Annotated in this window: 36 protein-coding genes and 1 tRNA gene; 7 read left to right on the top strand and 30 right to left on the bottom strand. The window is 65.2% G+C overall.

Annotation, left to right across the window (positions count from 1 at the left end):
• The first annotated feature begins 21 nt into the window (after positions 1–21).
• Entirely contained in the window at positions 22–588 is a 567-nt protein-coding gene (locus ACFOM8_RS02355; RefSeq protein ID WP_377758940.1) for a nucleoside/nucleotide kinase family protein, read from the top strand.
• Here the strand turns inward: ACFOM8_RS02355 and ACFOM8_RS02350 are convergent.
• The 4 genes from ACFOM8_RS02350 to thrS all read right to left on the bottom strand — a co-directional run bounded on the left by ACFOM8_RS02350 (position 547) and on the right by thrS (position 4,890).
• Positions 547–1,767 carry a multidrug effflux MFS transporter gene (locus ACFOM8_RS02350; RefSeq protein ID WP_377758938.1) on the bottom strand — a complete coding sequence of 407 codons (1,221 nt, stop codon included), beginning with the start codon at positions 1,765–1,767 and terminating at the stop codon, positions 547–549. The two genes, ACFOM8_RS02355 and ACFOM8_RS02350, sit on opposite strands and share 42 nt — an antisense overlap.
• A gap of 56 nt (positions 1,768–1,823) precedes the next feature.
• The gene (locus tag ACFOM8_RS02345) at positions 1,824–2,450 is read right to left on the bottom strand and encodes a DsbA family oxidoreductase (RefSeq protein WP_377758936.1); all 627 of its coding nucleotides are present in this window, start codon (positions 2,448–2,450) and stop codon (positions 1,824–1,826) included.
• Between the two features lie 81 nt (positions 2,451–2,531).
• Complete coding sequence (locus ACFOM8_RS02340) at positions 2,532–2,738, bottom strand: cold-shock protein (protein ID WP_089388183.1); 207 nt, start codon at positions 2,736–2,738, stop codon at positions 2,532–2,534.
• Positions 2,739–2,943: 205 nt separating this feature from the next.
• A complete protein-coding gene (gene thrS, locus ACFOM8_RS02335; RefSeq protein WP_377758934.1) occupies positions 2,944–4,890 on the bottom strand; it encodes a threonine--tRNA ligase in 1,947 nt (648 codons plus the stop codon).
• Between the two features lie 119 nt (positions 4,891–5,009).
• Here thrS and ACFOM8_RS02330 point away from each other — a divergent pair, with 119 nt between their 5' ends.
• Positions 5,010–5,750 carry an alpha/beta hydrolase gene (locus ACFOM8_RS02330; protein WP_377758932.1) on the top strand — a complete coding sequence of 247 codons (741 nt, stop codon included), beginning with the start codon at positions 5,010–5,012 and terminating at the stop codon, positions 5,748–5,750.
• On the top strand, positions 5,737–6,690 hold the full coding sequence (locus ACFOM8_RS02325) for an alpha/beta hydrolase (protein ID WP_377758931.1): 954 nt from the start codon (positions 5,737–5,739) through the stop codon (positions 6,688–6,690). The genes ACFOM8_RS02330 and ACFOM8_RS02325 overlap by 14 nt, the downstream gene beginning before the upstream one ends.
• A gap of 26 nt (positions 6,691–6,716) precedes the next feature.
• Here ACFOM8_RS02325 and phaZ read toward each other — a convergent pair whose 3' ends face one another.
• Complete coding sequence (gene phaZ, locus ACFOM8_RS02320) at positions 6,717–8,051, bottom strand: polyhydroxyalkanoate depolymerase (protein WP_377759175.1); 1,335 nt, start codon at positions 8,049–8,051, stop codon at positions 6,717–6,719.
• Between the two features lie 283 nt (positions 8,052–8,334).
• Here phaZ and phaC point away from each other — a divergent pair, with 283 nt between their 5' ends.
• The 4 genes from phaC (at position 8,335) to ACFOM8_RS02300 (ending at position 11,800) form a co-directional block, all read left to right on the top strand.
• Positions 8,335–10,239, top strand: a complete 1,905-nt coding sequence (gene phaC, locus ACFOM8_RS02315; RefSeq protein WP_377758929.1) for a class I poly(R)-hydroxyalkanoic acid synthase — start codon at positions 8,335–8,337, stop codon at positions 10,237–10,239.
• Between the two features lie 209 nt (positions 10,240–10,448).
• Positions 10,449–10,913: a Phasin gene (locus ACFOM8_RS02310; RefSeq protein WP_377758927.1), complete on the top strand. Its 465-nt coding sequence runs from the start codon at positions 10,449–10,451 to the stop codon at positions 10,911–10,913.
• A 147-nt stretch (positions 10,914–11,060) separates the two neighbouring features.
• Positions 11,061–11,672 carry a polyhydroxyalkanoate synthesis repressor PhaR gene (gene phaR / locus ACFOM8_RS02305; RefSeq protein WP_377758925.1) on the top strand — a complete coding sequence of 204 codons (612 nt, stop codon included), beginning with the start codon at positions 11,061–11,063 and terminating at the stop codon, positions 11,670–11,672.
• A 38-nt stretch (positions 11,673–11,710) separates the two neighbouring features.
• Positions 11,711–11,800 (top strand) — tRNA-Ser (locus tag ACFOM8_RS02300).
• Positions 11,801–11,830: 30 nt separating this feature from the next.
• Here ACFOM8_RS02300 and ACFOM8_RS02295 read toward each other — a convergent pair.
• From ACFOM8_RS02295 to ACFOM8_RS02175, 25 genes are all read right to left on the bottom strand, one after another.
• Positions 11,831–12,823 carry a tyrosine-type recombinase/integrase gene (locus ACFOM8_RS02295; protein ID WP_377758923.1) on the bottom strand — a complete coding sequence of 331 codons (993 nt, stop codon included), beginning with the start codon at positions 12,821–12,823 and terminating at the stop codon, positions 11,831–11,833.
• A gap of 264 nt (positions 12,824–13,087) precedes the next feature.
• Positions 13,088–13,267, bottom strand: coding sequence for a hypothetical protein (locus ACFOM8_RS02290; RefSeq protein WP_377758922.1), 180 nt, complete (start codon positions 13,265–13,267; stop codon positions 13,088–13,090).
• The gene (locus ACFOM8_RS02285) at positions 13,268–13,720 is read right to left on the bottom strand and encodes a hypothetical protein (protein WP_377758920.1); all 453 of its coding nucleotides are present in this window, start codon (positions 13,718–13,720) and stop codon (positions 13,268–13,270) included.
• Positions 13,717–14,067: a hypothetical protein gene (locus tag ACFOM8_RS02280; RefSeq protein WP_377758918.1), complete on the bottom strand. Its 351-nt coding sequence runs from the start codon at positions 14,065–14,067 to the stop codon at positions 13,717–13,719. Before ACFOM8_RS02280 ends, ACFOM8_RS02285 begins: the two co-directional genes overlap by 4 nt.
• 4 nt (positions 14,068–14,071) lie before the next feature.
• Complete coding sequence (locus tag ACFOM8_RS02275; protein ID WP_377758916.1) at positions 14,072–14,350, bottom strand: hypothetical protein; 279 nt, start codon at positions 14,348–14,350, stop codon at positions 14,072–14,074.
• Positions 14,343–14,954 carry a hypothetical protein gene (locus ACFOM8_RS02270; RefSeq protein WP_377758914.1) on the bottom strand — a complete coding sequence of 204 codons (612 nt, stop codon included), beginning with the start codon at positions 14,952–14,954 and terminating at the stop codon, positions 14,343–14,345. Before ACFOM8_RS02270 ends, ACFOM8_RS02275 begins: the two co-directional genes overlap by 8 nt.
• Positions 14,951–15,208: a hypothetical protein gene (locus tag ACFOM8_RS02265; RefSeq protein WP_377758912.1), complete on the bottom strand. Its 258-nt coding sequence runs from the start codon at positions 15,206–15,208 to the stop codon at positions 14,951–14,953. The genes ACFOM8_RS02270 and ACFOM8_RS02265 overlap by 4 nt, the downstream gene beginning before the upstream one ends.
• On the bottom strand, positions 15,205–15,552 hold the full coding sequence (locus ACFOM8_RS02260; protein WP_377758910.1) for a hypothetical protein: 348 nt from the start codon (positions 15,550–15,552) through the stop codon (positions 15,205–15,207). Before ACFOM8_RS02260 ends, ACFOM8_RS02265 begins: the two co-directional genes overlap by 4 nt.
• A gap of 8 nt (positions 15,553–15,560) precedes the next feature.
• Positions 15,561–15,866: a hypothetical protein gene (locus tag ACFOM8_RS02255; protein ID WP_377758909.1), complete on the bottom strand. Its 306-nt coding sequence runs from the start codon at positions 15,864–15,866 to the stop codon at positions 15,561–15,563.
• Positions 15,863–16,081, bottom strand: coding sequence for a hypothetical protein (locus ACFOM8_RS02250; protein WP_377758907.1), 219 nt, complete (start codon positions 16,079–16,081; stop codon positions 15,863–15,865). Before ACFOM8_RS02250 ends, ACFOM8_RS02255 begins: the two co-directional genes overlap by 4 nt.
• Before the next feature lie 124 nt (positions 16,082–16,205).
• Positions 16,206–16,577 carry an HNH endonuclease gene (locus tag ACFOM8_RS02245; RefSeq protein WP_377758905.1) on the bottom strand — a complete coding sequence of 124 codons (372 nt, stop codon included), beginning with the start codon at positions 16,575–16,577 and terminating at the stop codon, positions 16,206–16,208.
• Positions 16,574–17,026, bottom strand: a complete 453-nt coding sequence (locus ACFOM8_RS02240; RefSeq protein WP_377758903.1) for a hypothetical protein — start codon at positions 17,024–17,026, stop codon at positions 16,574–16,576. The genes ACFOM8_RS02245 and ACFOM8_RS02240 overlap by 4 nt, the downstream gene beginning before the upstream one ends.
• Positions 17,026–17,232, bottom strand: coding sequence for a hypothetical protein (locus tag ACFOM8_RS02235; protein WP_377758901.1), 207 nt, complete (start codon positions 17,230–17,232; stop codon positions 17,026–17,028). Before ACFOM8_RS02235 ends, ACFOM8_RS02240 begins: the two co-directional genes overlap by 1 nt.
• Entirely contained in the window at positions 17,229–17,846 is a 618-nt protein-coding gene (locus ACFOM8_RS02230) for an RAD52 family DNA repair protein (RefSeq protein ID WP_377758899.1), read from the bottom strand. Before ACFOM8_RS02230 ends, ACFOM8_RS02235 begins: the two co-directional genes overlap by 4 nt.
• Positions 17,846–18,034, bottom strand: coding sequence for a hypothetical protein (locus ACFOM8_RS02225; RefSeq protein WP_377758897.1), 189 nt, complete (start codon positions 18,032–18,034; stop codon positions 17,846–17,848). The genes ACFOM8_RS02230 and ACFOM8_RS02225 overlap by 1 nt, the downstream gene beginning before the upstream one ends.
• Positions 18,031–18,666, bottom strand: coding sequence for a hypothetical protein (locus ACFOM8_RS02220; protein WP_377758895.1), 636 nt, complete (start codon positions 18,664–18,666; stop codon positions 18,031–18,033). The genes ACFOM8_RS02225 and ACFOM8_RS02220 overlap by 4 nt, the downstream gene beginning before the upstream one ends.
• 95 nt (positions 18,667–18,761) lie before the next feature.
• On the bottom strand, positions 18,762–19,016 hold the full coding sequence (locus ACFOM8_RS02215) for a hypothetical protein (RefSeq protein WP_377758893.1): 255 nt from the start codon (positions 19,014–19,016) through the stop codon (positions 18,762–18,764).
• Complete coding sequence (locus ACFOM8_RS02210) at positions 19,013–19,153, bottom strand: hypothetical protein (protein ID WP_377758891.1); 141 nt, start codon at positions 19,151–19,153, stop codon at positions 19,013–19,015. The genes ACFOM8_RS02215 and ACFOM8_RS02210 overlap by 4 nt, the downstream gene beginning before the upstream one ends.
• A gap of 2 nt (positions 19,154–19,155) precedes the next feature.
• On the bottom strand, positions 19,156–19,416 hold the full coding sequence (locus tag ACFOM8_RS02205; RefSeq protein ID WP_377758889.1) for a hypothetical protein: 261 nt from the start codon (positions 19,414–19,416) through the stop codon (positions 19,156–19,158).
• The gene (locus ACFOM8_RS02200; protein ID WP_377758887.1) at positions 19,413–19,649 is read right to left on the bottom strand and encodes a hypothetical protein; all 237 of its coding nucleotides are present in this window, start codon (positions 19,647–19,649) and stop codon (positions 19,413–19,415) included. Before ACFOM8_RS02200 ends, ACFOM8_RS02205 begins: the two co-directional genes overlap by 4 nt.
• A gap of 1 nt (position 19,650) precedes the next feature.
• Positions 19,651–19,881 carry a hypothetical protein gene (locus tag ACFOM8_RS02195; RefSeq protein ID WP_377758885.1) on the bottom strand — a complete coding sequence of 77 codons (231 nt, stop codon included), beginning with the start codon at positions 19,879–19,881 and terminating at the stop codon, positions 19,651–19,653.
• Positions 19,878–20,435, bottom strand: coding sequence for a hypothetical protein (locus ACFOM8_RS23095; protein WP_449301485.1), 558 nt, complete (start codon positions 20,433–20,435; stop codon positions 19,878–19,880). Before ACFOM8_RS23095 ends, ACFOM8_RS02195 begins: the two co-directional genes overlap by 4 nt.
• Positions 20,432–20,674 (bottom strand): hypothetical protein, encoded by a 243-nt coding sequence (locus tag ACFOM8_RS02185; RefSeq protein ID WP_377758884.1) that lies wholly within the window; start codon positions 20,672–20,674, stop codon positions 20,432–20,434. Before ACFOM8_RS02185 ends, ACFOM8_RS23095 begins: the two co-directional genes overlap by 4 nt.
• Positions 20,671–20,847 carry a hypothetical protein gene (locus tag ACFOM8_RS02180; RefSeq protein ID WP_377758882.1) on the bottom strand — a complete coding sequence of 59 codons (177 nt, stop codon included), beginning with the start codon at positions 20,845–20,847 and terminating at the stop codon, positions 20,671–20,673. The genes ACFOM8_RS02185 and ACFOM8_RS02180 overlap by 4 nt, the downstream gene beginning before the upstream one ends.
• A partial coding sequence (locus ACFOM8_RS02175) for a hypothetical protein (protein ID WP_377758880.1) occupies positions 20,844–21,149 on the bottom strand: 306 nt, incomplete at its 5' end. The genes ACFOM8_RS02180 and ACFOM8_RS02175, both read right to left, overlap by 4 nt.

The raw sequence follows: 21,149 nt of genomic DNA, 5'->3' as shown, positions 1-21,149 counted from the left end.
CGCGCGCCGGAGGGTGCGCGGATGCTGGTTGCCGTGGCAGGCGCGCCGGGATCGGGAAAGTCCACGCTGGCCGAAGCCTTGGTGGCGCAGCTTGACGATGCCGTCCTGGTGCCGATGGACGGGTTTCACCTGGACGACCGCGTGCTGGAAGCGCGTGGTTTGCGTGCCCGAAAGGGGGCTGTCGAGACCTTCGACGCCGAAGGCTTTGCCGCGCTGGTCGAGCGGCTGGCGGTGCCGCGGACCGAGGTGGTTTTTCCCGTCTTCGACCGCGGTCGTGAACTGGCCGTGGCCGGGGCGGGGGTGGTCGCCCCCGATCATCGGGTCGTGGTGATCGAGGGCAACTATCTGCTGGTGGACGCCGCTCCTTGGAACCGGCTGCGCTACGACCTGACGGTCTGGCTCGACGTGCCCGAGGCGGAACTGGAACGGCGCCTGACCGCACGCTGGCTGGGTTATGGAAAGGATGCGGGCCAGGTTGCCGCGCATCTGGAGAACGACCTTGCCAACGCGCGTTTCGTCGCCCGCCGGTCGCGCCCGGCGGACCTGTCAGTCGCGCAGCCGGCCCATCAGGATCCAGGCGAGGGCTGAGCAGATCAGCGTCGCCGTCATCGCCGGAACGGGCGTGCCGTTGTAAAGCAGACCGACCGGCGCCGCGATCAGCGTGGCGGCGATGGTGGACAGCGCCGCGATGATGGATGCGGCCATGCCCGCGATATGGCCCATGCGTTGCAGCGCCAGCGCGTTCAGGTTGCCGAAGGTCACGCCCGCCATGAAGAAGACGCTGACGGCCCAGAAGAAGAAAGCCGGAAAGCGGAAGGGCGCGGGCAGGGCGTCCGTCAGGATCAGCGCCAGCATGACGGCGGACACGACGGTCTGCATGACATAGGCCCATTTGGCAATCCGCCGCATTCCGAAGCGCATCACAAAGGTCGCGTTCAACAGCGTCCCCGCCCCCGACAGGATCGCCATCAGCGCGAACCAGGCGGGGAAGTTGTCGCCCTTGCCGTAGGCTTCGCCGAACAGCTGCTGGGCCGAGGACAGCAGCGCGAACATCTGGCCGAAGCCCAGCGTTAGAACCAGCGTGCAGAGCATGACCTGACGGTTCGCCAGCACCTCGCGCGCGGCGGCGCTGAGGGTGGCAAGGCGCAGCGGCCTGCGTTCGGACGGCGGCAGCGTCTCGGCCTGGCGCAGGCCAAGCCAGCTGGCTCCGATCAGCGCGAACACGACAAAGGCCAGGAACACGCCGTGCCACCCCGAAAACGCGATGATGCCCGCGCCAATGGAGGGCGCCAGCGCCGGGATCATGATGAAGACCATCATCACGAAGCTGGAAATGCGCGCCATCTCGCGGCCCGAATACAGATCGCGGATCAGTGCCATGCCGACGATGCGCGGGGCGGATGCGCCGAGGCCCTGGAGAAAGCGGGCAGCCAACAGGAACTCGATGGATTGGGAAAAGATCGCGGCGACGGTCGCGGCGATGTAGATGCCCGTGCCCAGGAAGATCGCGGGCTTGCGGCCCATGGCGTCGGACAAGGGGCCGGCGAACAGCGTGCCAAGACCCATGCCCGCCATGAATGCGGTCAGGATCAACTGGGCGCGGTTGACGTTGTCGGGCGTCAGCTGGGCCGCGATGTCGGGCAGGGCGGGCAGCATCGCGTCGATGGAAAAGGCGACGGTGGCGAACAGGAAGGCCAGCATCGCCACGAATTCGGGCAGGGGCAAGCGACGCTGCGATGCGCTTGCGTCGGACAAGGTCATGGACATGAGGAAGGCCTTTCGGTCAAGCCTGGCCTATAACCGAATGTTGCACAGTGTGCAAGTTAGTTCGACGCATCGCCCGCCAGTTCGTCGATCACCTGCTGCCAGAGGCTGGCGGGCTGCGCGCCGCCCAGGACATGCCGGTCGGCCAGGATGAACGTCGGGACCGAGCCGATGCCGCGTTCGCGCGCGTGCTGTTCGCGCGCGGCGATCTCGGCCCGGTCGGCATCGCTGGCCAGCAGGCGGGCCACCAGGTCCGCGTCCATTCCCGCCGCAGCCGCGATGCGCGCCAGTTCGGCGGCGTTTCCGATGTCGCGGGCTTCCTGCCAGTGGGCGCGCAACAGGCCCGACATGACCCGCGTCTGCGCGCCTTCAAGCCCGGCCCAGTGCATCAGCCGGTGTGCATCGGTGGTGGCGGGCTCGACCGGCGACGGGTTCAGGGTCAGGCCAAGCGCGGCGGCCCGCTGCGCCACGGCGCGAAAGGCCTCTTCGGCCCGGTCGCCCAGCTTGGCGTGCAGGTGGGCGATCCGGTCGGCGCCGCCCCGGGGCATCCCCGGGTTCAGCCGGAACGGATGCCAGGCGATCTGGAACGGATGGGACGGGCGGCTTTCCAGGGCGCGGTCCAGTTCGGCCTTGCCGATCAGGCACCAGGGGCAGACGGGGTCCGCGAAGATGTCGAGCGGGATCATGCGGGTTCTTTCTGGCAAGGAACGGCCGCAAACGGAAAACGGCCCGCAAGCGGGCCGTTTCGCAACCGTTCGAAAGCTGGATCAGAGCAGCTTCAGATCGCTGGCCGAGGCGCGGCCATCGCGGCCGGACTGCAACTCGTATGCGATCTTCTGGTTGTCCTTCAGGCCCGTCAGCCCGGCGCGTTCCACGGCCGAGATGTGGACGAAGATGTCCTTGCCGCCGTCATCGGGGGCAATAAAGCCATAGCCTTTGGTGGCGTTGAACCATTTCACCGTTCCGGTCGCCATAACCGTTCTCTCCTTCAAGTCATCCCGACGCAGGATTGCGCCAGGCCGTGCAGCCCGCTTTCGAACTTCCGGCTGCCCATGAAGGGAGGCGGTAGAAAGGCATTCGCTCACGCAGTTGAGAGGATGACCGAATCGTTAAAAAAGGCAAGCGGGAAACGCGCGCGAACAAGCGTCCGCACGCGAGAACCCGCAAGATTGACGCGATTCAGCGCAGGTCGGGCGGCGTGGCTTCGTCTTTCAGAACGGCGACAGCTTCGGTTAACGGTAACAAGCGTGAACCCTGTTGGTCCAGGCGCCGAAGCGATACGGTGCGATCTTCTACCTCTTTCATGCCAATGGCAAGAATCGCCGGCACTTTCGCGACGGAATGTTCGCGGACCTTGTAGTTGATCTTTTCGTTCCGCGTATCCGCCTCGGCCCGGATGCCCGCGGCGCGCAGGGTTTCGACCACCTCGGCCACATAGGCGTCGGCGTCCGACACGATCGAGGCCACGACCACCTGCCGGGGGGCCAGCCAGAAGGGCAGCTTGCCCGCGCTGTTTTCGATCAGGATGCCGATGAAGCGTTCGAAGCTGCCCAAAACCGCCCGGTGCAGCATGATCGGGCGGTGCTTGGCGCCGTCGGAACCCACATATTCCGCGTCAAGACGTTCCGGCAGGTTCGGATCCACCTGGAGCGTGCCGCATTGCCAGTCGCGGCCGATGGCGTCGGTCAGCACGAATTCCAGCTTGGGGCCGTAAAAGGCGCCTTCGCCGGGAAAGACGGCGAAGTCGTGGCCCGCCGCCTTGCAGGCGTTGCCAAGCGCGGTCTCGGCCCGGTCCCAGCTTTCCTCGGACCCGATGCGCTTTTCCGGGCGGGTGGACAGCTTGATACGCCAGCCATCGAAGCCCAGGTCGGCGTAAATCCCCGACAGGAAGTCGATGAACTTCTTGGTCTCGGACTCGATCTGGTCCTCGGTGCAGAAGATATGCGCGTCGTCCTGGGTGAAGCCGCGCACCCGCATGATCCCGTGCAGCGCGCCCGAGGGCTCGTAGCGGTTGCAGGATCCGAACTCGGCCATGCGCAGCGGCAGGTCGCGATAGGATTTCAGGCCATGGTTGAAGACCTGCACGTGGCAGGGGCAGTTCATCGGCTTCAGCGCGTTGACGGTCTTGGTCTTGGCGTGTTCCTCGTCCACCTCGACGATGAACATGTTCTCCTGATAGTTTTCCCAGTGGCCCGACGCTTCCCACAGGGTGCGGCTGACGACCTGGGGGGTGTTCACCTCGACATAGCCGTCGGCGCGCTGCTTGCGGCGCATGTAGTCCTGCAAGGTCGTGTAGATGTTCCAGCCGTTCGGGTGCCAGAAGACCTGGCCCGGCGCCTCCTCCTGCATGTGGAACAGGTCCATCTCGCGGCCCAGCTTGCGGTGGTCGCGCTTGGCGGCCTCCTCCAGCATGGTCAGATGGGCTTTCAGTTCGTCGCGGCTGCGGAAGGCCACGCCATAGATGCGTTGCAGCATGGGGCGGCTGCTGTCGCCCAGCCAATAGGCCCCGGCGATATGGGTCAGCTTGAAGGCGTCGGCGGGCAGTTGGCCCAGATTCTGCAAATGCGGGCCGCGGCACAGATCCTGCCAAGGCCCGTGCCAGTACATCCGCAGCGGCTCGCCCTCGGGGATGCGGTCGATCAGCTCGACCTTGAACGGCTCGTTGCGCTCCTTGTAGTGGGCGATGGCGCGGTCGCGGTCCCAGACCTCGGTGCGGACGGGTTCGCGCAGCGCGATGATCTGCTTCATCTTCGCCTCGATGCGGCCCAGATCCTCGGGCGTGAAGGGTTCGGCCCGGTCGAAGTCGTAGAACCAGCCGTGATCGCGCACCGGTCCGATGGTGACCTTCACGTCGGGCCACAACTCCTGCACGGCGCGGGCCATGACATGGGCGAAGTCGTGGCGGATCAGTTCCAGCGCGGGCGCGTCGTCCTTCATCGTGTGGATGCTGATCGCGCCCGATGCGTCGATGGGCCATGCCAGGTCGATATGCCGCCCGTCCAGGCTGGCCGAGATCGCGCGCTTGGCCAGGCTGGGCGCGATGCTTTCGGCGACCGCCGCGGCGGTGACGCCGGCGGGATAGTCGCGCGAGTGGCCATCGGGAAAGGTCAGGGAAATCTGGGACAAAACGTCCTCCTCGTCGGTTTGGCGCCCACGGAACGCCCGGTTGCGGGTTATGTGCGGCCTTCCTTGGACCGGGGCGGGAAAACTGTCAAGATAAGCGGCACGACAGTGAAAGGCCGGACATGAGCGAATATCTGGAAACCCCCGCCGGGCGGCGCATCGCATTCCAGCGCAGCGCCGGGCGGGGTCCGGGCGTGGTGTTCCTGGGCGGGTTCAAGTCCGACATGACCGGGACCAAGGCCGCCTGGCTGCACGACTGGGCGCGCGAGCGGGGCCGCGCCTTTCTGCGCTTCGACTATTCGGGCCATGGCGACAGCAGCGGCGTGTTCGAGGAAGGCTGCATCGGCGACTGGTTCGAGGACGCCCGCCACGTGATCGAGACGCTGACCGACGGACCGCAGGTGCTGGTCGGATCCTCGATGGGCGGCTGGATCGCGCTGCTGGTCGCGCGGACGCTGCCGCAGCGGGTGGCGGGGCTTGTCACCATCGCCGCCGCGCCGGATTTCACGGAACAAGGGTTCTGGGCGGGGTTCGGCGAGACGCAGCGGCAGGCCTTGGCCCGTGCGGGGCGGATCGAGTTGCCCAGCGAGTATGCCGACCAGCCCTATGTCATCACCCGCCGCCTGATCGAGGACGGGCGCGACCATCTGGTGATGAACCAGCCCCTGCCGCTGCCTTTTCCGGCGCGGTTCCTGCAAGGCACGGCGGATGCGGATGTGCCGGTCGAATGGGCCATGCGGCTGCTGGATCACGTGACGGGCAGCGACATCAGGCTGACGCTGGTCAAGGGCGCCGATCACCGCTTTTCGTCGCCCGAATGCCTGCGGCTGATCGCGCAATCCATCGACGATGTTCTGGCTTAAGCTGGCGCTTGCGCTGGCTGCCGCGCTGTTCCTGTTGTGGATCTTGGGTCCGCGCGACAGGCTGCGGACTGCCCCGATCGCGGTCGATCTGCCCGCCGATCCAGCCGCATGGCTGGCGGCCCGGGACGCGGGGGTCAGGCCCGAGGTCGCGTCTTATCTGCAATGGGCGGGTCAGCCGGGGCAGGCCACCGATCTGGCGATCCTTTACATTCACGGCTTTTCCGCCAGCCCGGCCGAACTTCGCCCCTTGCCCGAGGATCTGGCGCGGCGGCTTGGCGCGAACCTGCTGGCGATCCGGTTGACCGGGCACGGGCAGGGCGGGGCGGATCTGGCCGCCGCCCGCGCCGGGGATTGGTGGCGCGATCTGGCCCAAGGGCTGGCGGCTGCGCGGCAGACGGGCCGCCGCGTGGTTGTGCTGGGAATGTCCACGGGCGCGACCCTGGCCGCCTTTGCCGCGCGCGATCCGCAGATGGGCGCGGCAGTGGACGGGGTTGTCCTGGTCTCGCCCAACTTCGCGCTGCGGGCGCGGGATGCCTGGATGCTGGACCTGCCCTTTGCGCGGACCATCCTGCGGCTGGCGGGCGACCCGAAGCGGTGCTTCGTCACCCGCAACGACCTGCACCGGGCAGGGTGGACAAGCTGCTATCCTGCCTCGGCGCTGCTGGCGGTCGGGGCCGTGTTGCGGCAGGCCCGGCAAGGCGGTTATCGCGCGGCAAAGGCGCCTGCGCTGTTCATCTGGTCCGATGCGGACCGGATCATCGACCACCGGGCCAGCGCCCGGATCGCCGCCGAATGGGGCGGCGGCGCGACGGTCCTGAAGGTGGCGCCGGGCCCGAGGGACGATCCCGACGCCCATGTGATCGCGGGCGAGGCCTTGTCGCCCGGCCTGACCCGCGACCTTGTGCCGGCGATCGCCGACTGGATCGCCAGGCTGCGCTGATCCGGGAACAACCGGCGGCGGTTGCTTCAGACGGCGATCTTGCCGCTGTCGCCGATCGGGTCGGTGACGCCGCAATCCGCCGCCACGCCGCCGCGCGCGCGGCGCTTTTTCGGCTTGATCGAATCGGGCACGGACATGTGTTCGTCGATGAAATCCAGCACCAGCGGGCGGATGTTCAGCCGCCAGGACTTGCCTGCGAAAATGCCGTAATGGCCCGCGCCGGGCTCCAGGTGCTGCTGCTTGCGGTCCGCGGAAACGCCCGTGCACAGATCCAGCGCCGCCACGCATTGCCCGGGGGCCGAGATGTCGTCGTTCGCGCCCTCGACCGTCATGATCGCCACGTCGGTGATCTTGCCGATGTCGACCGGACGGCCGTTCACGACAAAGCGGTTCTGCGCGATCTCAAGGTTCTTGAAGATCCGCTCGACGGTGGAAAGATAGAATTCCGCCGTCATGTCCATGACCGCCAGGTATTCGTCATAGAACTTGTTGTGCCGGTCGCCTTCCGACCCCGAGCCACGCGCCTCGGCCCAGATCTTGTCGGTGAAGGCCCGGGCATGGGTTTCGGCGTTCATGGCGATGAACGAGGCCAGCTGCGCAAGGCCTGGATAAACCATCCGCCCGGCGCCGCGGTACTTGAAGCCGACGGACTGGATGACAAGATGCTCCAGCTCGCCCATGGTCATGCGGTTGCCGAAATCCGTCACCTCGGTCGCGGCCGCGTCGGGATCGACCGGGCCGCCGATCAGCGTCAGCGTGCGCGGCTGCGAGCCGGGGTCGTCCTCGGCCAGGATGGCGGTCGCGGCCAGGGCAAGGGGCGCGGGCTGGCACACCGCGATGACATTGGTGTCCGGGCCCATGTGGCGGATGAAATCGACCAGATACTGGGTGTAATCCTCGATGTCGAACTTGCCCTCGCTGACGGGGATGTCGCGGGCGTTGTGCCAGTCGGTCACGTAGACCTCGCAGTCGGGCAGAAGCGATGTCACGGTCGAGCGCATCAGCGTCGCATAATGGCCCGACATGGGCGCGATCAGCAGAACCTTGCGGGGCAGCACCTCGCGGCGCGCCACCCGGAAATGCAGCAGGTCGCCGAAGGGCCGCTTCATCACGGGTTCGACATAGACGATGTGGTCCTGGCCCTGGTCGCCCGCGATCGGCGGGATTTCCCAATCCGGCTTGATAACCATGCGGGCGAAACTGCGTTCGGTGACGCGGCCCCACGCGCTCATCAGCTTGAAGATCGGGTGCGGGTTCAGCGCGAAGATCGGATAAGAGGCGATGGCCCGGGCCGAGGCGCCCATCCATTCGTTCGTGTTCCGAATGGTTTCCATAGCGTCATAGGACACGATGCCCTTGATACCCTTGATCGTCAACTGGGCCATCCTTTCGCGGCTGCGGCATCACAGGAAGCAAAGGGGCGGCAAATAGGTTCCAACCGCATTTGCGCAACGCCTGCCCTGCGCATATCATCCTCTCAGGTATAAGGGGGGAACCGGGATCATGGCAAGCAGCGCAGGATCGAACGGCGGCAAGGACGTTGCAGCGTCGGCCAAGGCGGAAGCGTCTGAAAAGCCTAAGGCGCGGGCCGCCCGGCGTCCGGGCAAGAAAAGCGCAAGGCCCCAGGCCGCGGAACCCGCCCCGATGGAATCAGCGCCCCCCGCAGACCCGGCATCCGAACCCGCGCCCGCCGTTGCCGCGCCGCAGGTCCAGCTGCACCAGGCGGCCTCGACCGTGGCCGGCGACGGCCGCGCATCCGAAGTCATGGCCGAGGCGATGGCCCGGGGGTCTTCGCCTTCGACCGCGAAGAAGCTGGCCGAGAACATCGAGCGGATCGAGGCCCTGGGCCAGCGCCTCATGGCCGCGCTGTCGTCGCGGCCCCTGCCCAACCGCGGGATCGAGGCGCCGGGGCCTGAACTGTTCATGACCGCCGCCAATGCCTGGATGAAGACCCTGTCCGAACAGCCGGGCCGCGTCCTGGAAAACCAGGTCAACTATTGGGGCGAGACGCTGAAGAACTATGCCAACGCGCAGATGATGCTGACGCGCCGTCAGGACGGCATCCCCGAAGACGAGGCCCCCGCCGACAAGCGTTTCGCCAATCCGCTGTGGCAAAGCCATCCCTATTTCAACTTCGTCAAGCGCCAATACCTGATCAACGCCAAGGCGCTGAAGGACGCCGCGCAGAACCTGCAACTGCCCGACGACACCGCCCGCCGCCGCATCGGCTGGCTGACCAATCAGATCGTGGACATGATGGCGCCCACCAATTTCCTGGCCACCAATCCCGACGCCCTGGAGCGCGCCATCGAGACCGAGGGCGAAAGCCTGGTCCGGGGACTGGAGAACCTGGTCCGCGACGTGGAAATGAACGGCGGCGACATCGTGGTGTCGCTGGCCGACCGCGAGGCCTTTGCCGTGGGCGAGAACGTGGGCACCTCGGAAGGGTCGGTCGTCCACCGAAACCCGCTTTTCGAACTGATCCAGTACAAGCCCGCGACCGGTCAGGTGCACCAGATGCCCTTGCTGATCTTCCCGCCCTGGATCAACAAGTTCTACATCCTGGATCTGAAACCCCAGAACAGCCTGGTCAAGTGGCTGGTCGAACAGGGGCACACGCTGTTCGTGGTCAGCTGGAAGAACCCCGATGCCAGCTATGCCGATGTCGGGCTTGAAGACTATGTGTCGGCCTATCTGGAGGCGATGGACAAGGTGCGCGACCTGACCGCGCAACCCAAGCTGAACGTCGTGGGCTATTGCATCGGCGGAACCGTTCTGTCGCTGACGCTGGCGCTGCTGAAGCAGCGGAAAGACGACCGCGTGAATTCCGCCACGCTGTTCACGACGCTGACCGACTTCTCGGACCAGGGCGAATTCGTCAGCTTTCTTCAGGACGACATCGTCAGCGGCATCGCCGACGAGGTCAGCCGCCACGGCCTGCTGCGCGCCAGGCTGATGTCGCGCACCATGAGCTTTCTGCGCCCCAACGACCTGGTCTGGGGACCGGCCATCCGCAGCTACATGATGGGCGAAACGCCACCGGCCTTCGACCTGCTGTTCTGGAACGGCGACAGCACGAACCTGCCCGGCAGGATGACAATGCAGTATCTGCGCAGGCTGTGCCAGCAGAACGCCTTTGTCGAAGGCGGCTTCGACCTGATGGGACACACCCTGCACATCTCGGACGTAACGGCGCCCTTGTGCGCGATCACCTGCGAAACGGACCACATCGCGCCCTGGAAGGACAGCTGGCGCGGCGTCGCGCGGATGGGATCAGACGACAAGACCTTTATCCTGTCGGAATCCGGCCATATCGCGGGCATCGTCAATCCGCCGTCCAAGAAGAAATACGGCCACTACATGGGCAGCCGCGATTTCAGCAAGGACCATCATGCCTGGAAGGAATCGTCTTCCTTCGCCGAGGGAAGCTGGTGGCCGCGTTGGGGCGAATGGCTGGCCGAACGGGCGGGGCCGATGGTGCCTGCGCGCGACCCCGGTCCGGGCCTAGCCCCCGCGCCCGGCACCTATGTCCATGAAAGGGCCGCATGACCCCGGAACAAAGGACGGGCCATAACAGCAGGTTACCCCGATCTGCCCATCCGCCCCGTCCGGCACGCTAAAAATTTCTGCGCCGCAGCAGCAAAATCCTTGCAATGCTGCGGTGCAGCATTCATATTGTCGTCACGAGAATGGCTTTAGCTGCGGAAACCTCTCTCATCGAATCTCTTCCTTCCGCTGCGCTGACAGGAGTGACTGACATGGCAAAGACCCCCGATTTCGCAAAGACCTTTCAAGACATGATGGCCAACTTCCCGGTTGACACCTCGTCGTTCCAAGAAGCCGTCAAATCGCAGGGCGTTCTGGGCGAGAAACTGGCCCGGGTCGCGCTGAGCGCCGCCGAACGCTCGACCGACATTTCGGCCCGTTGGGCCAAGGACACCATTGCCCGCATGGGCGAGCTGGCCGTCGTCAAGCAGGAACCCTCGGATTACGCCAAGTCGCTGAGCGATTTCGCCTCGGCTTCCGCCGAAGTCGCGGCCGAGCACATGGCCGCCTTTGCCGAAGTGGCGAAAAAGGTCCAGATGGACACCGTTGACCTGATGCTGACCGCCGGCAAGGACGTTGCCGCCGAGGCCCGCACCGTCGCCGAAAACGTCGCGCGCGACAATCAGATCGCCGTGAAAAAGGCCGCGGCCGCCTCGACCACCGTCGCCGCGAAGTAATCCTGCCGGACAATGTTCGTGGAAAGGGGCGCGTCAGCGCCCCTTTTTTCATGCGCGCGGGACAGCCCCTTGGCAGGCGCAGAATTTTCTTTGCCTTTTGCGCATGCAGCACCCATCATGTCGGAAACCGTTTGCCCGAGGTCCGACATGGCCGGAACATCCAAGCCGCTGCTGATCAAGCGTTATGCCAGCAGGCGGCTTTACAACACCGAAACCAGCGACTACGTGACCCTGGAGGACATCGCCGCCTTTATCCGCGACGGGCGCGAGGTCAAGATCATCGACCTGAAGTCCGGAGACGACCTGACGCGGCAATACCTGTTGCAGATCATCGCCGAACACGAGGGGCGGGGCGAAAACGTCCTGCCCATCGCCGTGCTGACCGATCTGGTGCGCAGCTACACGACCAGCGCGCAGTCGGTGGTGCCGCAGTTCCTGGCCGCCAGTTTCGAGATGCTGCGCGAAAGCCAGTCAAAGCTGATGGAAAACATGGCGGTCATGCCGAATCCCATGGCCCGCGTCCCGGGGTTCGACGCCATGCACCGCCAGCAGCAGGCCTTTCTCAAGGCGTTGATGGGGGGCTGGACCGGCTCCTCGGGCCCCGAGCCCACCGATCTCGAGGCGCCGGAACAGACGGCCGAGGCCGCGTCAGCCCGCAAAACCCGGCAGCGCCCCGCCCCCGAGGACGAGAGCGGCGAGGACATGGCGGAAATCCGGCGCCAATTGGCAGAACTTCAACAGCGTATCTCGAAGCTCTGACTTGCGCCCGGCGCGGACACAAGCTAGACCGCGCCCACGGACAGTTGGCCGAGTGGTCGAAGGCGCACGCCTGGAAAGTGTGTAGGCGGGGAACCGTCTCGAGGGTTCGAATCCCTCACTGTCCGCCATTATACCTCCAAACGCTTGATTTCGCAAAGCTATTCTCCGGTTTTCCAACCCTGTCCGGGGTGTTTTCCACCGTTCCCGTCGCGTTCCGTTCCCCTGACGGCCCTGCGGCGGTCGGCTGCCTTGGTGTAGTGATCCACCTCTTTCAGCGTCTCGTGACCCGTCCACGCGGCGATCTGATGGGGGGTAGCGCCGCCCTCGGCCAGTTCGGTTGCCAGCGCCTTCCGCAGCCCGTGAGACGACTTCGGAACCCCGGCATCCCTCGCAGCTTCTCGAATCATCGTGCCTAGCGACTTCTCCGACCGCGCCTTGCCCTTGGCATCCAGGAACGTCATCTGCCCGGCCAAGGCTTTCAGCGCCTCGTGCATCATCGCCCGATCCGCCGCCAGATGAACGGCAAAGTCTGGCAGCGGGCAGGTCCACGGCACATGCGCCATGCCGCCGGTCTTTACCTGCCGGTAGGACAGAACCCCATCGCGCGCGATCATCCCCGGCCCAAGCCGCACGGCATCGCTGATCCGCGATCCGCTGAACCGCAGCAATTCGAAGGCGGCGCGCGTGGCAGAACCCATCGGCCAGCGGGCGCGGAACTTCTCAATCTCGCCAGTCGTCCAGATCGGGTGCCCTTCGGTCTTGCCGGGCTTGGGCATATCCACGTCTGCCGCTTCGTTGCGTTCCAGCAGGCCCACGCGGACGCCGTAGCTGCACAGAAAGCGCCAGGTCCGCAGCCTGTGGCCTTCGGATGCCGCTTTGGGCAGGTTGGCCCTGATATGCTTAGACCGCAGGCCGCGTGCTGACAGTTTGCCGAAGTCTTTCAGCAGGTCGTCGCAATGGCGCTGGAACATGGCGCGGGTGGCTGGCTGCTTCTCCCGAAAGTCCTTGGACGCCAGCGCCGAACGGACCAGCCCGGCGAACGATCCGGCGGCGGGCGCCCCCTTGACAGGCTTGGTCTTCTTGGCCTCGGCATAGGCGCGCAGAAAATCCGGGTGATCCATTGGCAGATCCGGCAGTCTCACCAGCGGCATTCCCTTGGTCTGGAAATACCGATAGGTCTTGCCTCGCCTCTGGACGGTCCTGATCCCCACGAGCGTTACGACCCCATCCCTGATGCACGGTCCCATTCGTCCACCTCGTTTTCTGTGGACGGTATGTCGTGATGCGGCTGCCAGGCAAGCACTCTGAATATCCCGCCGGGATGAAACTCGACGCCCATCACCTCAAGCCCTGCCTTCCGCACGCCATTGACAGCGCGGGCGACAGCGGCTTCTGTTGGCTTGGGTGCTGGCATCTCACTTCCCCCTTTCTGCTGCGCGGGCGACTTCCTGATAAACATAGTCGATGTGTTCCTCGACCTTATCCCAAGCCGCCTGGATGCGTGGCGTTGCCTCTGCGGCTATAGCCTGCCGCAGTTCGTTGATCTGGGCATACATCTTCGGAACGCGGCGCTTGCCGAACCGTTCGTCAGCCATTCAGCGGCCCTCCTTGCTGGCACGGGCGCGCAACTTCTGCGCAAAGCCTAGGTTAACCTGCGCCGCGTTTATCCCTCTCGGATCTGGCCCGCCCCATGACGCCGCTTCGCGTTCCTCGTCCTCGATTTCTGCTGCCATACCGATGAACGCCTCCCGCACCCGCTCTGCGATCAGGGCGTCAAGAGCGGCTTGCAGATCGGCGGGCGGTCCGTCGCATTGCCAAGCGTTATTCTCCTCGCGGTCACGCCAGCCGTCTGAATAGCCCGCGATCCAGGCTGCGGCTGTCTGTGCGGAGGCAAGGTCACGTTCGGCTGATAGGGCAGTAATTAGCCGCAGGGCTTCGGTGCGGACTTCCCTGCCTGCCTTGCTTTCTGCGACCAGCCAGTAGATGCGCTCGATATTCTCCCGCGACGTGTCGATCCGCTCGGGCGCTTGCTTGTCGGGGGTGGTCATGGCTTCGACCTCCTGATTGCGGCGATCTGAGCATCTGTCAGACCAAGGTTGCGCGCTTCCTCAATGGCCGCTTCTTCCTCGTCCATGCGCTCTTGGGTGTTTTCGTCCTCCATAGTCGGCTCAACTACCGTGATGGGGCCGAACCAAGCAGTGCCGTGCTTGACCAGATCGCAGCGCGTCACCCACGCATCGCTGCCCATGACGCCTTGACCTTTCGCTAGTCGGTATGCCGTCGCGGGTATGCGGCAGATATGCAGGACGATCTGCTGGCCCCGGCCTTCCGTTCGGTCGGTGTTCCCGACTACAGCATAGGCTTCACGCGTTTCAGGTTTAGGTGCATCGGTCATGGGTTCAGCGTCCATCGGCGCAGGCTGGGTGGTTGCAAAGCTGCCAGTTGGGATCGGCGCGACGGCAGGTCCGGCAGACGTAGAGCGCCGCCTCCCTCACCGCATCCGCTTGCTCTGGTTGTGCGGGGGCGTGGGCGTCGAGGATGGTGCGCAGCCGGTCCATTTCGCAGCGGAAGCAGTCGCAATCATCCCCATGCCAGTCTGCGGTTCGCATGGGGTTGGCGCGGTCATAGGCTGCAAGCGCAGCAAGGGCCTGTTCGCGCAGGGTGCGGGTGTCAGTCATGGCGCGTCTCCTTCTGGCTGTCGGTGAGGGCGGCGCGGCCTGCGCGACCGATCCAGTCATCCATTGCCTCAATCTTTTCAATGGCCCATGCATCCAAAGGGTTATCGGAAAGCAATTCCCCGTCCGGCATTGTTATGCTGTTCCTGAGGGCCTCATGTTCATCGGCCAACAAGTTGCAGCCTTCGCGCAGAAGACCTTTCGCCCGCGCCAGCTCCGCTTGCAGTCGGTCGCAGCGGGATTCGGCGGCTTCGGCGCGGCGCTTGGCAGATTGCCATGACACGAAATGCGCATCATGCCTGACCATCAGATCGCAATAATCTCGCGCACCCTGGTCCAAGTCCGCACGTAGCGCGGCATGGTCGGTCAATATTGCCCGCAAATCAGCAGCGGTGAACTCGTCCCCATGTTCCAAGTTCGCATAGGCACGGCGCACTTGTTCCGCCACCAGCCCAGCCGTATCCGTGGCATTGGCAGGGGTGGCGATACAGGACCGGATTGCGGCGGCGGCAGATACCCCAATACGGATGGGCTGCTCGTTTGCCTGTTCGATCCGGTCCGCAAGCGCCAAAAGCGGCTTAATCGTCCCGTTCACGGTGTCGCTCATGCCGATCCCCCATCAAACAGCGGCAGCCCCTCAGCGGCCTGTTGCTTCGCCTTCTTGGTCTTGGGCTGGTATCCGAACCTCACTAGGTAATCGCGGCGGGCGGCCTGCCATGCTTTCTTGGGCCAGCTTGCGCACATCCAGCCAAGCGGGCGGGCCGCGTCGACAACGCGCTTGCGCTCGTGCAGGGGCGCGTCGGCTGGCAAGGCGCGGGTGGCGTGCGCGATGATCAAGGCTGCTTCCTCGCGCCAGGTCATGCCGATCCCTCCCCGGTAGGCTGGGACAGGGCGGCGCGGGTGAAGCTGTCCATGCGCGCCCCTGCCTTTTCCAGAATGTCGTAGTGACCGGCGATCAGATGCCCGTCCGGCAGTCCGCGATCCTTGGCGTATTGCGCAGCCCAAAGTGCGCCGAACGCGATCACGCTGGTCTTGAGGTCAGCGATCTCCGCCTGCGTCTCCGCCTCACGGGTGCGGAGAGCGGACAGTTCCCGAAGCGCGCGGGCGATCTGGTTCTGCGAATGGTCAGGATGCCAGCCGCAAGCCTCAATGCGCTCGGCTTCCCGCAGCAGTTCCTCGTCGCTGATCCGGGGGCGGTCAGTCATGTCGGGCCTCATGCTGTGTAAAGGGGTTTGAAGTCAGCGCCGTCGCGCGCAATCTGTTCACGCAGGCTGACGATGAAGGCTTGTGCATCCTCGATGCTGTCGAACTGGTCGGACCAAGCGGGACACTCGCAGTCGTCCGAAACGTCCTGTTCCCAGAAGTCGAGAATGTCGGCCAAGGTCGCGGCGTGTTCCGGGCAGAAGTCGCATTCACCGCCCGGCTGGTATTGGTCGCCCTCGTAGATCGGCTTGCTGCAATCCTCGCAGGTGGTGAGCGGTTCGCGTTCGTCCGCTCCCCCGTCCGTGCGCGCGGTCATGCGGCACCTGTGGGGGTGGTGGCAGGCAGAACCTGCTCTAGCGTGCTGGTTTCAGGATCGCGCAGTCGCAACGAGCCGCCTTCGTCGCTCTCGCAGACGACGACAACAGTGCGATCATCCAACCCGCGCACGGCCAACATATTAGGTCCGCCGCCCCTGGCTCGGACGATTGCCCCGCGTGCAAAGCCAAGGGTGGGTATGGTGGTGACGCTCATCTCATCGGCTCCTTGCCGGTTGTGGAAAAGGGGCGGCAGCACAGCGATATGCCGCCGCCCAGGTGCCCGCGCTGTTTGGGAGGCTCCGCCGACGTGACAAGGCGGGCGCGGGGGTCGGGGTGTGTCATCGCGGAACAGCCGGGCCATGCAGCGGCTTTTTCCACTTGCTGGCTTTTGATCCAGCCATGACGCTTTTAGGCTTCCAGATCCCGAGGTGCTTCTTGCGCACTCGGTCGTCCTTGGCGCGCTGCGCTACGTCCTCGGCGGTCTTGGCCCGGTGGGCTTCGCGAATTGCAGGGGCAAGGTTGCTTTCCCGGTGTTCGCCGCCGTTGCAAAGGGCAATGATGTGGTCGCAGTCCCATTTGTCGCCTGCGCGGATCTTCCGGCCTGTCAGGTGGCAAATGCCGCCATGGGCCTCGAAGATGCGCAGCCGGACGCGGGGCGGGATAGCGGCATCGTCAGTCTTGCCGATCCATTCGTCAACAGCCCGGCTCATGCGAATTCTTCCTCGTATTTCAGAGCCTCTGGATCAGTCAGCCGCACCCCCTGCGGCGCGTATCGCTGATGAACCGCGTCCAGGTAGGCCGTCATCTGCTTGACGCTCATCAGGGACGTGACCGGCACTTGCAGGCGCTTGACGATCTCGCGCTGCCCCTCGTAGTCGAACCGTCCGATGCTGCGCTGCCAGCTGTCCCGGAAACCGTCGCTGTCACCGGACAGGATCGGCACCCCATGCGTGACCTTGCAGTCGGCGCGGACGGTTTCCACGTCCATGTCGCCAAGCTGGCGGCTGATGTCCTGATACCAGCGGAAGGACAGCCTCTGTTGGCGTCCTGACAGGCTGGCCCCTTGTGCCCATGAGACAGTGAGAGGCAACTTGCGTTCAGACAGCCGCTTGGCAAGGGCGTCGATATGGGAAGGGTCGCGAAGGATAAGGGTCGCCATCACCGCCCCCTCTCGACATGCTCACGGGCCAACCAGTCGGCCACAGCTTCCGCCGCATCCTCAAGCTGCTGCCTGGTAGCCCGCGCATCCGTCAGGGCATGTGCGCAGAAGTCGATGAACAGCGTCCGAGGGGCCGTGGGGTCGCGCTCTAACTGTTCAAGGACGACAGCACGGATGCGGTCGTCGGTGAGTGCCGGGGCGGTCATGCCGCCACCTGCGGCTTGTTCCGGGCCTTCGCTGCCTTGGCGGCGTCGATTACACGCGCATCGGCTTTCAGATCGGCAGGCAGGTCGCGCCAGATGGCGTTCGCGGCGTCCAGCGTGTCGGCCTTGGCGAAGCAGTCCACGGCCTCGGTGACGGCGCTGTCATCGACGTTGACGCCTACGTTCTCGCGGGCCTTGTCATAGAGGGCCAAGCCAAGCGGGTTGCCGAAGGTCATCAGCGCCCTTTTCATCGCGTCAGTCTCACTTTCCTTGATCGCGCTTTCGTGGCACTCGCCAAGGTCAGTCCCGATGCCGTGACCGGCGCCGACGCCATCCCTCACCACGCCGTCAACGGTCACTCGGACGCGGGCAGTATAGGTCACGGTCCAGCCGTCGCGCTGGTTGGGGGCCTTGCCGATCTTGCGTTCCCGCTCAGCCACGCAGCGGATGTCCAGCGTCTCGCGGGTCCAGCCTTCGAAGCCGAAGATCCGGTTGGCTTCTGCGATGACGAACCAGCCTTCCACATAGGACAGCGACTGCCCCGATTGCGACCGCTGGCGAACGGCGGACGGGTCCAGCTTCTTCGCCAGTTCTACGGATGCTTTCTGCCAGTCCATCACGCGGCCTCCTTCTGATAGCCCGGCCCGAACCATGCGGGGGGCGGTGTCCATTCGCTGCACGGGATGCCGTCAGCGATCTGTTGCAGCTTCCAGGCGGCACGGACGCGCCATTCGCGGTCGGGGTCGCCGGGGGCGTAGGCTGCGGCCTCGTCAAGGGTGAGGCGGGCGAGTTGGGCAGTGGTCATGCTGCCGCCCCCACGGTTGCGATGAACGTGTGAACATCCATCGGCACGAAATGTGTGTTCCCAAGCATTTTTGCCTGCCCCTTGCCGAGCCGATAATAGTGCTTTCCATCAACTAGGACGCCGTGGCTGACGCGGTTCTCAAGGGAAAGCCCGCTATCGAGCAAGATCATCAGGCGGTCCAGGGCTTCCAGCGTTTCAGTCCACTGCTTGCGCAAGGCCCACGAGTAGCCCTCATTGTCGATCTGCGTGATAGCGCGATTGCAAACTTCAATCCGGCGCTGAATTGCATCCTTGCCAGCCAAGCCAATCGGCGGACGCGGCGGCAATGTGGCTGACTGCTTGGAAACGATTTCCTGCGGCTGCTTCGCGGGCTTGATCGTCACAATCCCTTCATCGCGCAACAGCCGTTCGACGTGTTCCCGATACTTGCGGATGAGGTAAAGCACCGCGTCGGGTTGGTTCCGCAGCCTCTGACGGTCCCTGATGAACGCCAGCCCTTTGCGGATTTCCTCGATCTGCGCTTCATCGCCCTTGATCGAGATGGAGGCCCGGCTGTCGTTGTTGCCGCTGACTACCGGCTGCACTACGGGCGCGGGACCGGGCTTTCGTTTGAGGAAAGAGAAGATGCTCATCGTCATATCCTTTCGGTGTCGGGTTGATGCTGCCCCGGCCAGGGAGGAGGAAAGCCGGGGCAGCGGTGCCGCGCGGGAGGAGGGCGCGCGGATGGCTATGGCTTGATGCCGGTCCCGCCGCAGCGGTGGCATGGGGGATGGGTGGGGTCGCCGTATTCGTGCACGTCCGTCAGGTGGCCGAAGCCTCGGCAGGTGTGGCAGATCGTGTCGGCTGCGGTTGCGCCTTCGGGTATGCGCCAGCGCGAGGCGGGCGGGGTGTAGTTGCGCCAGTAGTCGTGCAGTCGCTCAATCTCCGCGAAGATTTCCGCCATGACGGCTGCTTCATCCGTCGCGGGGGCGGCGTCCTTCATTGCCGCCACCGCTTGCGATGCTGGCAGCAGATCCAGTCGTCACGGTCGGCCCTGTCCATGAACAGCGCGATCTGCTGGATACAGGCGCAAATATGCCGCTGGCCGGTGTCACGGTGGACGAAAACGATAGCGCGCATGGTCAGTCCTCCTCGGGGATCATGTGACGGGCGGAGTGCGTAATGGTGCTGGTGACGGCGCGGTCCCACTCGGCGGCTGCTTGCATCGCCTCATACAGGGTGCGACGGACCAGCCATGGGCCGCAGCGCCGACGGACGCGATAGCCGTGGGTGCCCTGTTCGATCACCCACACGTTGCGGGTCCATTGGCCTGTATCGCGCTCATAGGACCATTGGCGGCGCAGAGTGCGGTAGGACAGCCAATCGGTGATGAGGCGGATCATGCGTCCTCCTCCCGGATCAGCCGGACCGGGCGGGTGCGGATCGCGGCCAATTGCGCCGGGTCCAGCAGCGAGGCCGTGGCGTCGATCTGCCGTTCCATCGCCATGAGCAGCTGCTTGGCCCACTGGACCTCGGCGCCGTCCATCAGGTCGTCGTCGTGCTGCATGGCCTTGAGGTAGTTGCGCAGCGGGTCGTAGGCTTCGTCGGCATAGGTGGCGACAACTGCGGAGGTCATGTCACCGGCCCTCCGCAACAGCCGCGCCGCATTCCGCAGCACTCAGCCCCGCACAAGCGGCAGGACGGGCATAGGCGCGATCCGTAGCGGACCAGACCGAAGCCAGAGCAAGCAGGGCGATCAGGACGCCGACCCACAGATCTATCATCGCGATGGCGATGCGGCGCTGGCGGTCCAAGCCGTGACGGTCGGTGCGCCAGTCGTGGCGTTCTTCGGGGGTCGGGCGGGTCATTCTGCGGCCTCCATCTGCACGGGCGCCAGCATCAGCCGAAGCTGACGTTCTTGGGCAGCCCACGCGGCAGCCCTCGCGCCAGCCCTCGCGGCATCCCTCGCGGCAGCCCTCGCGGCATCCCTCGCGGCATCCCTCGCGGCAGCCCACGCGGCAGCCCACGCGGCAGCCCTCGCGGCAGCCCTCGCGGCAGCCCACGCGGCAGCCCACGCGGCAGCCCTCGCGGCAGCCCTTTCCTCATCGGAAGCTTCATCGCTCCGTAGCATGGCGATCTGGTTGCGGACGCGATGGTCATCAGGTCGCTCGGCCTCAAAATGATGCACGACCTGTTCCGCGCACCATGCCTGAAAATGCCGGGCCAAGCGATCATCCGGCATGGCGTAGGACAGCACCCAAAGTGCGTCGTCCAGGCCATTGCTGTCCAAGACGGTCAGCAGGTCCAGCGGCTCGTCATCGGCGCGGGTCTTGCCGAGAGTGGACAGCAACTTGGTCCAGCCATCGGTGCAGGGGTTTGCCGCGCGGATGGCGTGGAGCGTTGTCGTGGATGCGTAGGTCATTTGCGTCCCCGTTCCAGTTCAGCCGCTGCGATATGCGCGGGCGGGATCAGGGCTGCCGGGCTGGTGATGTCCACCCACTCGGCAGCGTCCAGGTCGATGACGATGCCGGATTGCCAGCTTGCGGAAGGCAGCGACGGCCCGAGACAACGGGCATGGTCTGCAAGGGCCACGATCAGCGTGTCACGCGATGCGCGCTTGCGGGCGGCGATGGTGCCGCAGTCGGAGAGCCGGGCGGTCATGCCGCCACCTGCGCGATACGGGCGTTGAGCCGCAGCTGCCAGTTCGTCAGCCGGGCCGCGAACCGGAAATGATGCCGGGTCTGCTGCACCGCATAAGTGGCCAGACGGATGGTCTCGCGGCGCTGGTAAAGCAGGGCGTCCATCGAGTGCGGGAAAAGGATGGGGGCGGTCATAGCGCACCGCCTTTCACCAGCTTCCCGTCTTTGGCCTGATACCAAGTGTCAGGATCAATCCCGTCCTTGCCGACAATGCCGCATGCAACAGATACAATCGGGCCACCCCAAGCTTTGCGCTCAACGGCGAACAAGGCATTACCTGCCTTCCCTTGAACCATTCCAAGATAGCCCGAGGCGGTGGCTGCGCCCTGATCGCCCGAGGCGGTGGCTGCGCCCCAAGTGCCCGAGGCGGTGGCTGCGCCCTGATAGCCCGAGGCGGTGGCTGCGCCCTGATCGCCCGAGGCGGTGGCTGCGCCCCG

Source organism: Paracoccus angustae (assembly GCF_042648745.1).
In the GTDB taxonomy this organism is placed as follows: domain Bacteria; phylum Pseudomonadota; class Alphaproteobacteria; order Rhodobacterales; family Rhodobacteraceae; genus Paracoccus; species Paracoccus angustae.
Note: the sequence above shows the minus strand (reverse complement) of the source record. Positions and strands in the feature narration are given on the sequence as shown.

Bases quoted from the DNA above. Each gene is read 5' to 3' on its own strand.
- ACFOM8_RS02355 (WP_377758940.1), top strand. From the start codon at position 22: ATGCTGGTTGCCGTGGCAGGCGCGCCGGGATCGGGAAAGTCCACGCTG.
- ACFOM8_RS02350 (WP_377758938.1), bottom strand. From the start codon at position 1,767: ATGTCCATGACCTTGTCCGACGCAAGCGCATCGCAGCGTCGCTTGCCC.
- ACFOM8_RS02345 (WP_377758936.1), bottom strand. From the start codon at position 2,450: ATGATCCCGCTCGACATCTTCGCGGACCCCGTCTGCCCCTGGTGCCTG.
- ACFOM8_RS02340 (WP_089388183.1), bottom strand. From the start codon at position 2,738: ATGGCGACCGGAACGGTGAAATGGTTCAACGCCACCAAAGGCTATGGC.
- ACFOM8_RS02330 (WP_377758932.1), top strand. From the start codon at position 5,010: ATGAGCGAATATCTGGAAACCCCCGCCGGGCGGCGCATCGCATTCCAG.
- ACFOM8_RS02325 (WP_377758931.1), top strand. From the start codon at position 5,737: ATGTTCTGGCTTAAGCTGGCGCTTGCGCTGGCTGCCGCGCTGTTCCTG.
- phaC (WP_377758929.1), top strand. From the start codon at position 8,335: ATGGAATCAGCGCCCCCCGCAGACCCGGCATCCGAACCCGCGCCCGCC.
- ACFOM8_RS02310 (WP_377758927.1), top strand. From the start codon at position 10,449: ATGGCAAAGACCCCCGATTTCGCAAAGACCTTTCAAGACATGATGGCC.
- phaR (WP_377758925.1), top strand. From the start codon at position 11,061: ATGGCCGGAACATCCAAGCCGCTGCTGATCAAGCGTTATGCCAGCAGG.
- ACFOM8_RS02295 (WP_377758923.1), bottom strand. From the start codon at position 12,823: ATGCCGCTGGTGAGACTGCCGGATCTGCCAATGGATCACCCGGATTTT.
- ACFOM8_RS02290 (WP_377758922.1), bottom strand. From the start codon at position 13,267: ATGGCTGACGAACGGTTCGGCAAGCGCCGCGTTCCGAAGATGTATGCC.
- ACFOM8_RS02285 (WP_377758920.1), bottom strand. From the start codon at position 13,720: ATGACCACCCCCGACAAGCAAGCGCCCGAGCGGATCGACACGTCGCGG.
- ACFOM8_RS02280 (WP_377758918.1), bottom strand. From the start codon at position 14,067: ATGACCGATGCACCTAAACCTGAAACGCGTGAAGCCTATGCTGTAGTC.
- ACFOM8_RS02275 (WP_377758916.1), bottom strand. From the start codon at position 14,350: ATGACTGACACCCGCACCCTGCGCGAACAGGCCCTTGCTGCGCTTGCA.
- ACFOM8_RS02270 (WP_377758914.1), bottom strand. From the start codon at position 14,954: ATGAGCGACACCGTGAACGGGACGATTAAGCCGCTTTTGGCGCTTGCG.
- ACFOM8_RS02265 (WP_377758912.1), bottom strand. From the start codon at position 15,208: ATGACCTGGCGCGAGGAAGCAGCCTTGATCATCGCGCACGCCACCCGC.
- ACFOM8_RS02260 (WP_377758910.1), bottom strand. From the start codon at position 15,552: ATGACTGACCGCCCCCGGATCAGCGACGAGGAACTGCTGCGGGAAGCC.
- ACFOM8_RS02255 (WP_377758909.1), bottom strand. From the start codon at position 15,866: ATGACCGCGCGCACGGACGGGGGAGCGGACGAACGCGAACCGCTCACC.
- ACFOM8_RS02250 (WP_377758907.1), bottom strand. From the start codon at position 16,081: ATGAGCGTCACCACCATACCCACCCTTGGCTTTGCACGCGGGGCAATC.
- ACFOM8_RS02245 (WP_377758905.1), bottom strand. From the start codon at position 16,577: ATGAGCCGGGCTGTTGACGAATGGATCGGCAAGACTGACGATGCCGCT.
- ACFOM8_RS02240 (WP_377758903.1), bottom strand. From the start codon at position 17,026: ATGGCGACCCTTATCCTTCGCGACCCTTCCCATATCGACGCCCTTGCC.
- ACFOM8_RS02235 (WP_377758901.1), bottom strand. From the start codon at position 17,232: ATGACCGCCCCGGCACTCACCGACGACCGCATCCGTGCTGTCGTCCTT.
- ACFOM8_RS02230 (WP_377758899.1), bottom strand. From the start codon at position 17,846: ATGGACTGGCAGAAAGCATCCGTAGAACTGGCGAAGAAGCTGGACCCG.
- ACFOM8_RS02225 (WP_377758897.1), bottom strand. From the start codon at position 18,034: ATGACCACTGCCCAACTCGCCCGCCTCACCCTTGACGAGGCCGCAGCC.
- ACFOM8_RS02220 (WP_377758895.1), bottom strand. From the start codon at position 18,666: ATGAGCATCTTCTCTTTCCTCAAACGAAAGCCCGGTCCCGCGCCCGTA.
- ACFOM8_RS02215 (WP_377758893.1), bottom strand. From the start codon at position 19,016: ATGAAGGACGCCGCCCCCGCGACGGATGAAGCAGCCGTCATGGCGGAA.
- ACFOM8_RS02210 (WP_377758891.1), bottom strand. From the start codon at position 19,153: ATGCGCGCTATCGTTTTCGTCCACCGTGACACCGGCCAGCGGCATATT.
- ACFOM8_RS02205 (WP_377758889.1), bottom strand. From the start codon at position 19,416: ATGATCCGCCTCATCACCGATTGGCTGTCCTACCGCACTCTGCGCCGC.
- ACFOM8_RS02200 (WP_377758887.1), bottom strand. From the start codon at position 19,649: ATGACCTCCGCAGTTGTCGCCACCTATGCCGACGAAGCCTACGACCCG.
- ACFOM8_RS02195 (WP_377758885.1), bottom strand. From the start codon at position 19,881: ATGACCCGCCCGACCCCCGAAGAACGCCACGACTGGCGCACCGACCGT.
- ACFOM8_RS23095 (WP_449301485.1), bottom strand. From the start codon at position 20,435: ATGACCTACGCATCCACGACAACGCTCCACGCCATCCGCGCGGCAAAC.
- ACFOM8_RS02185 (WP_377758884.1), bottom strand. From the start codon at position 20,674: ATGACCGCCCGGCTCTCCGACTGCGGCACCATCGCCGCCCGCAAGCGC.
- ACFOM8_RS02180 (WP_377758882.1), bottom strand. From the start codon at position 20,847: ATGACCGCCCCCATCCTTTTCCCGCACTCGATGGACGCCCTGCTTTAC.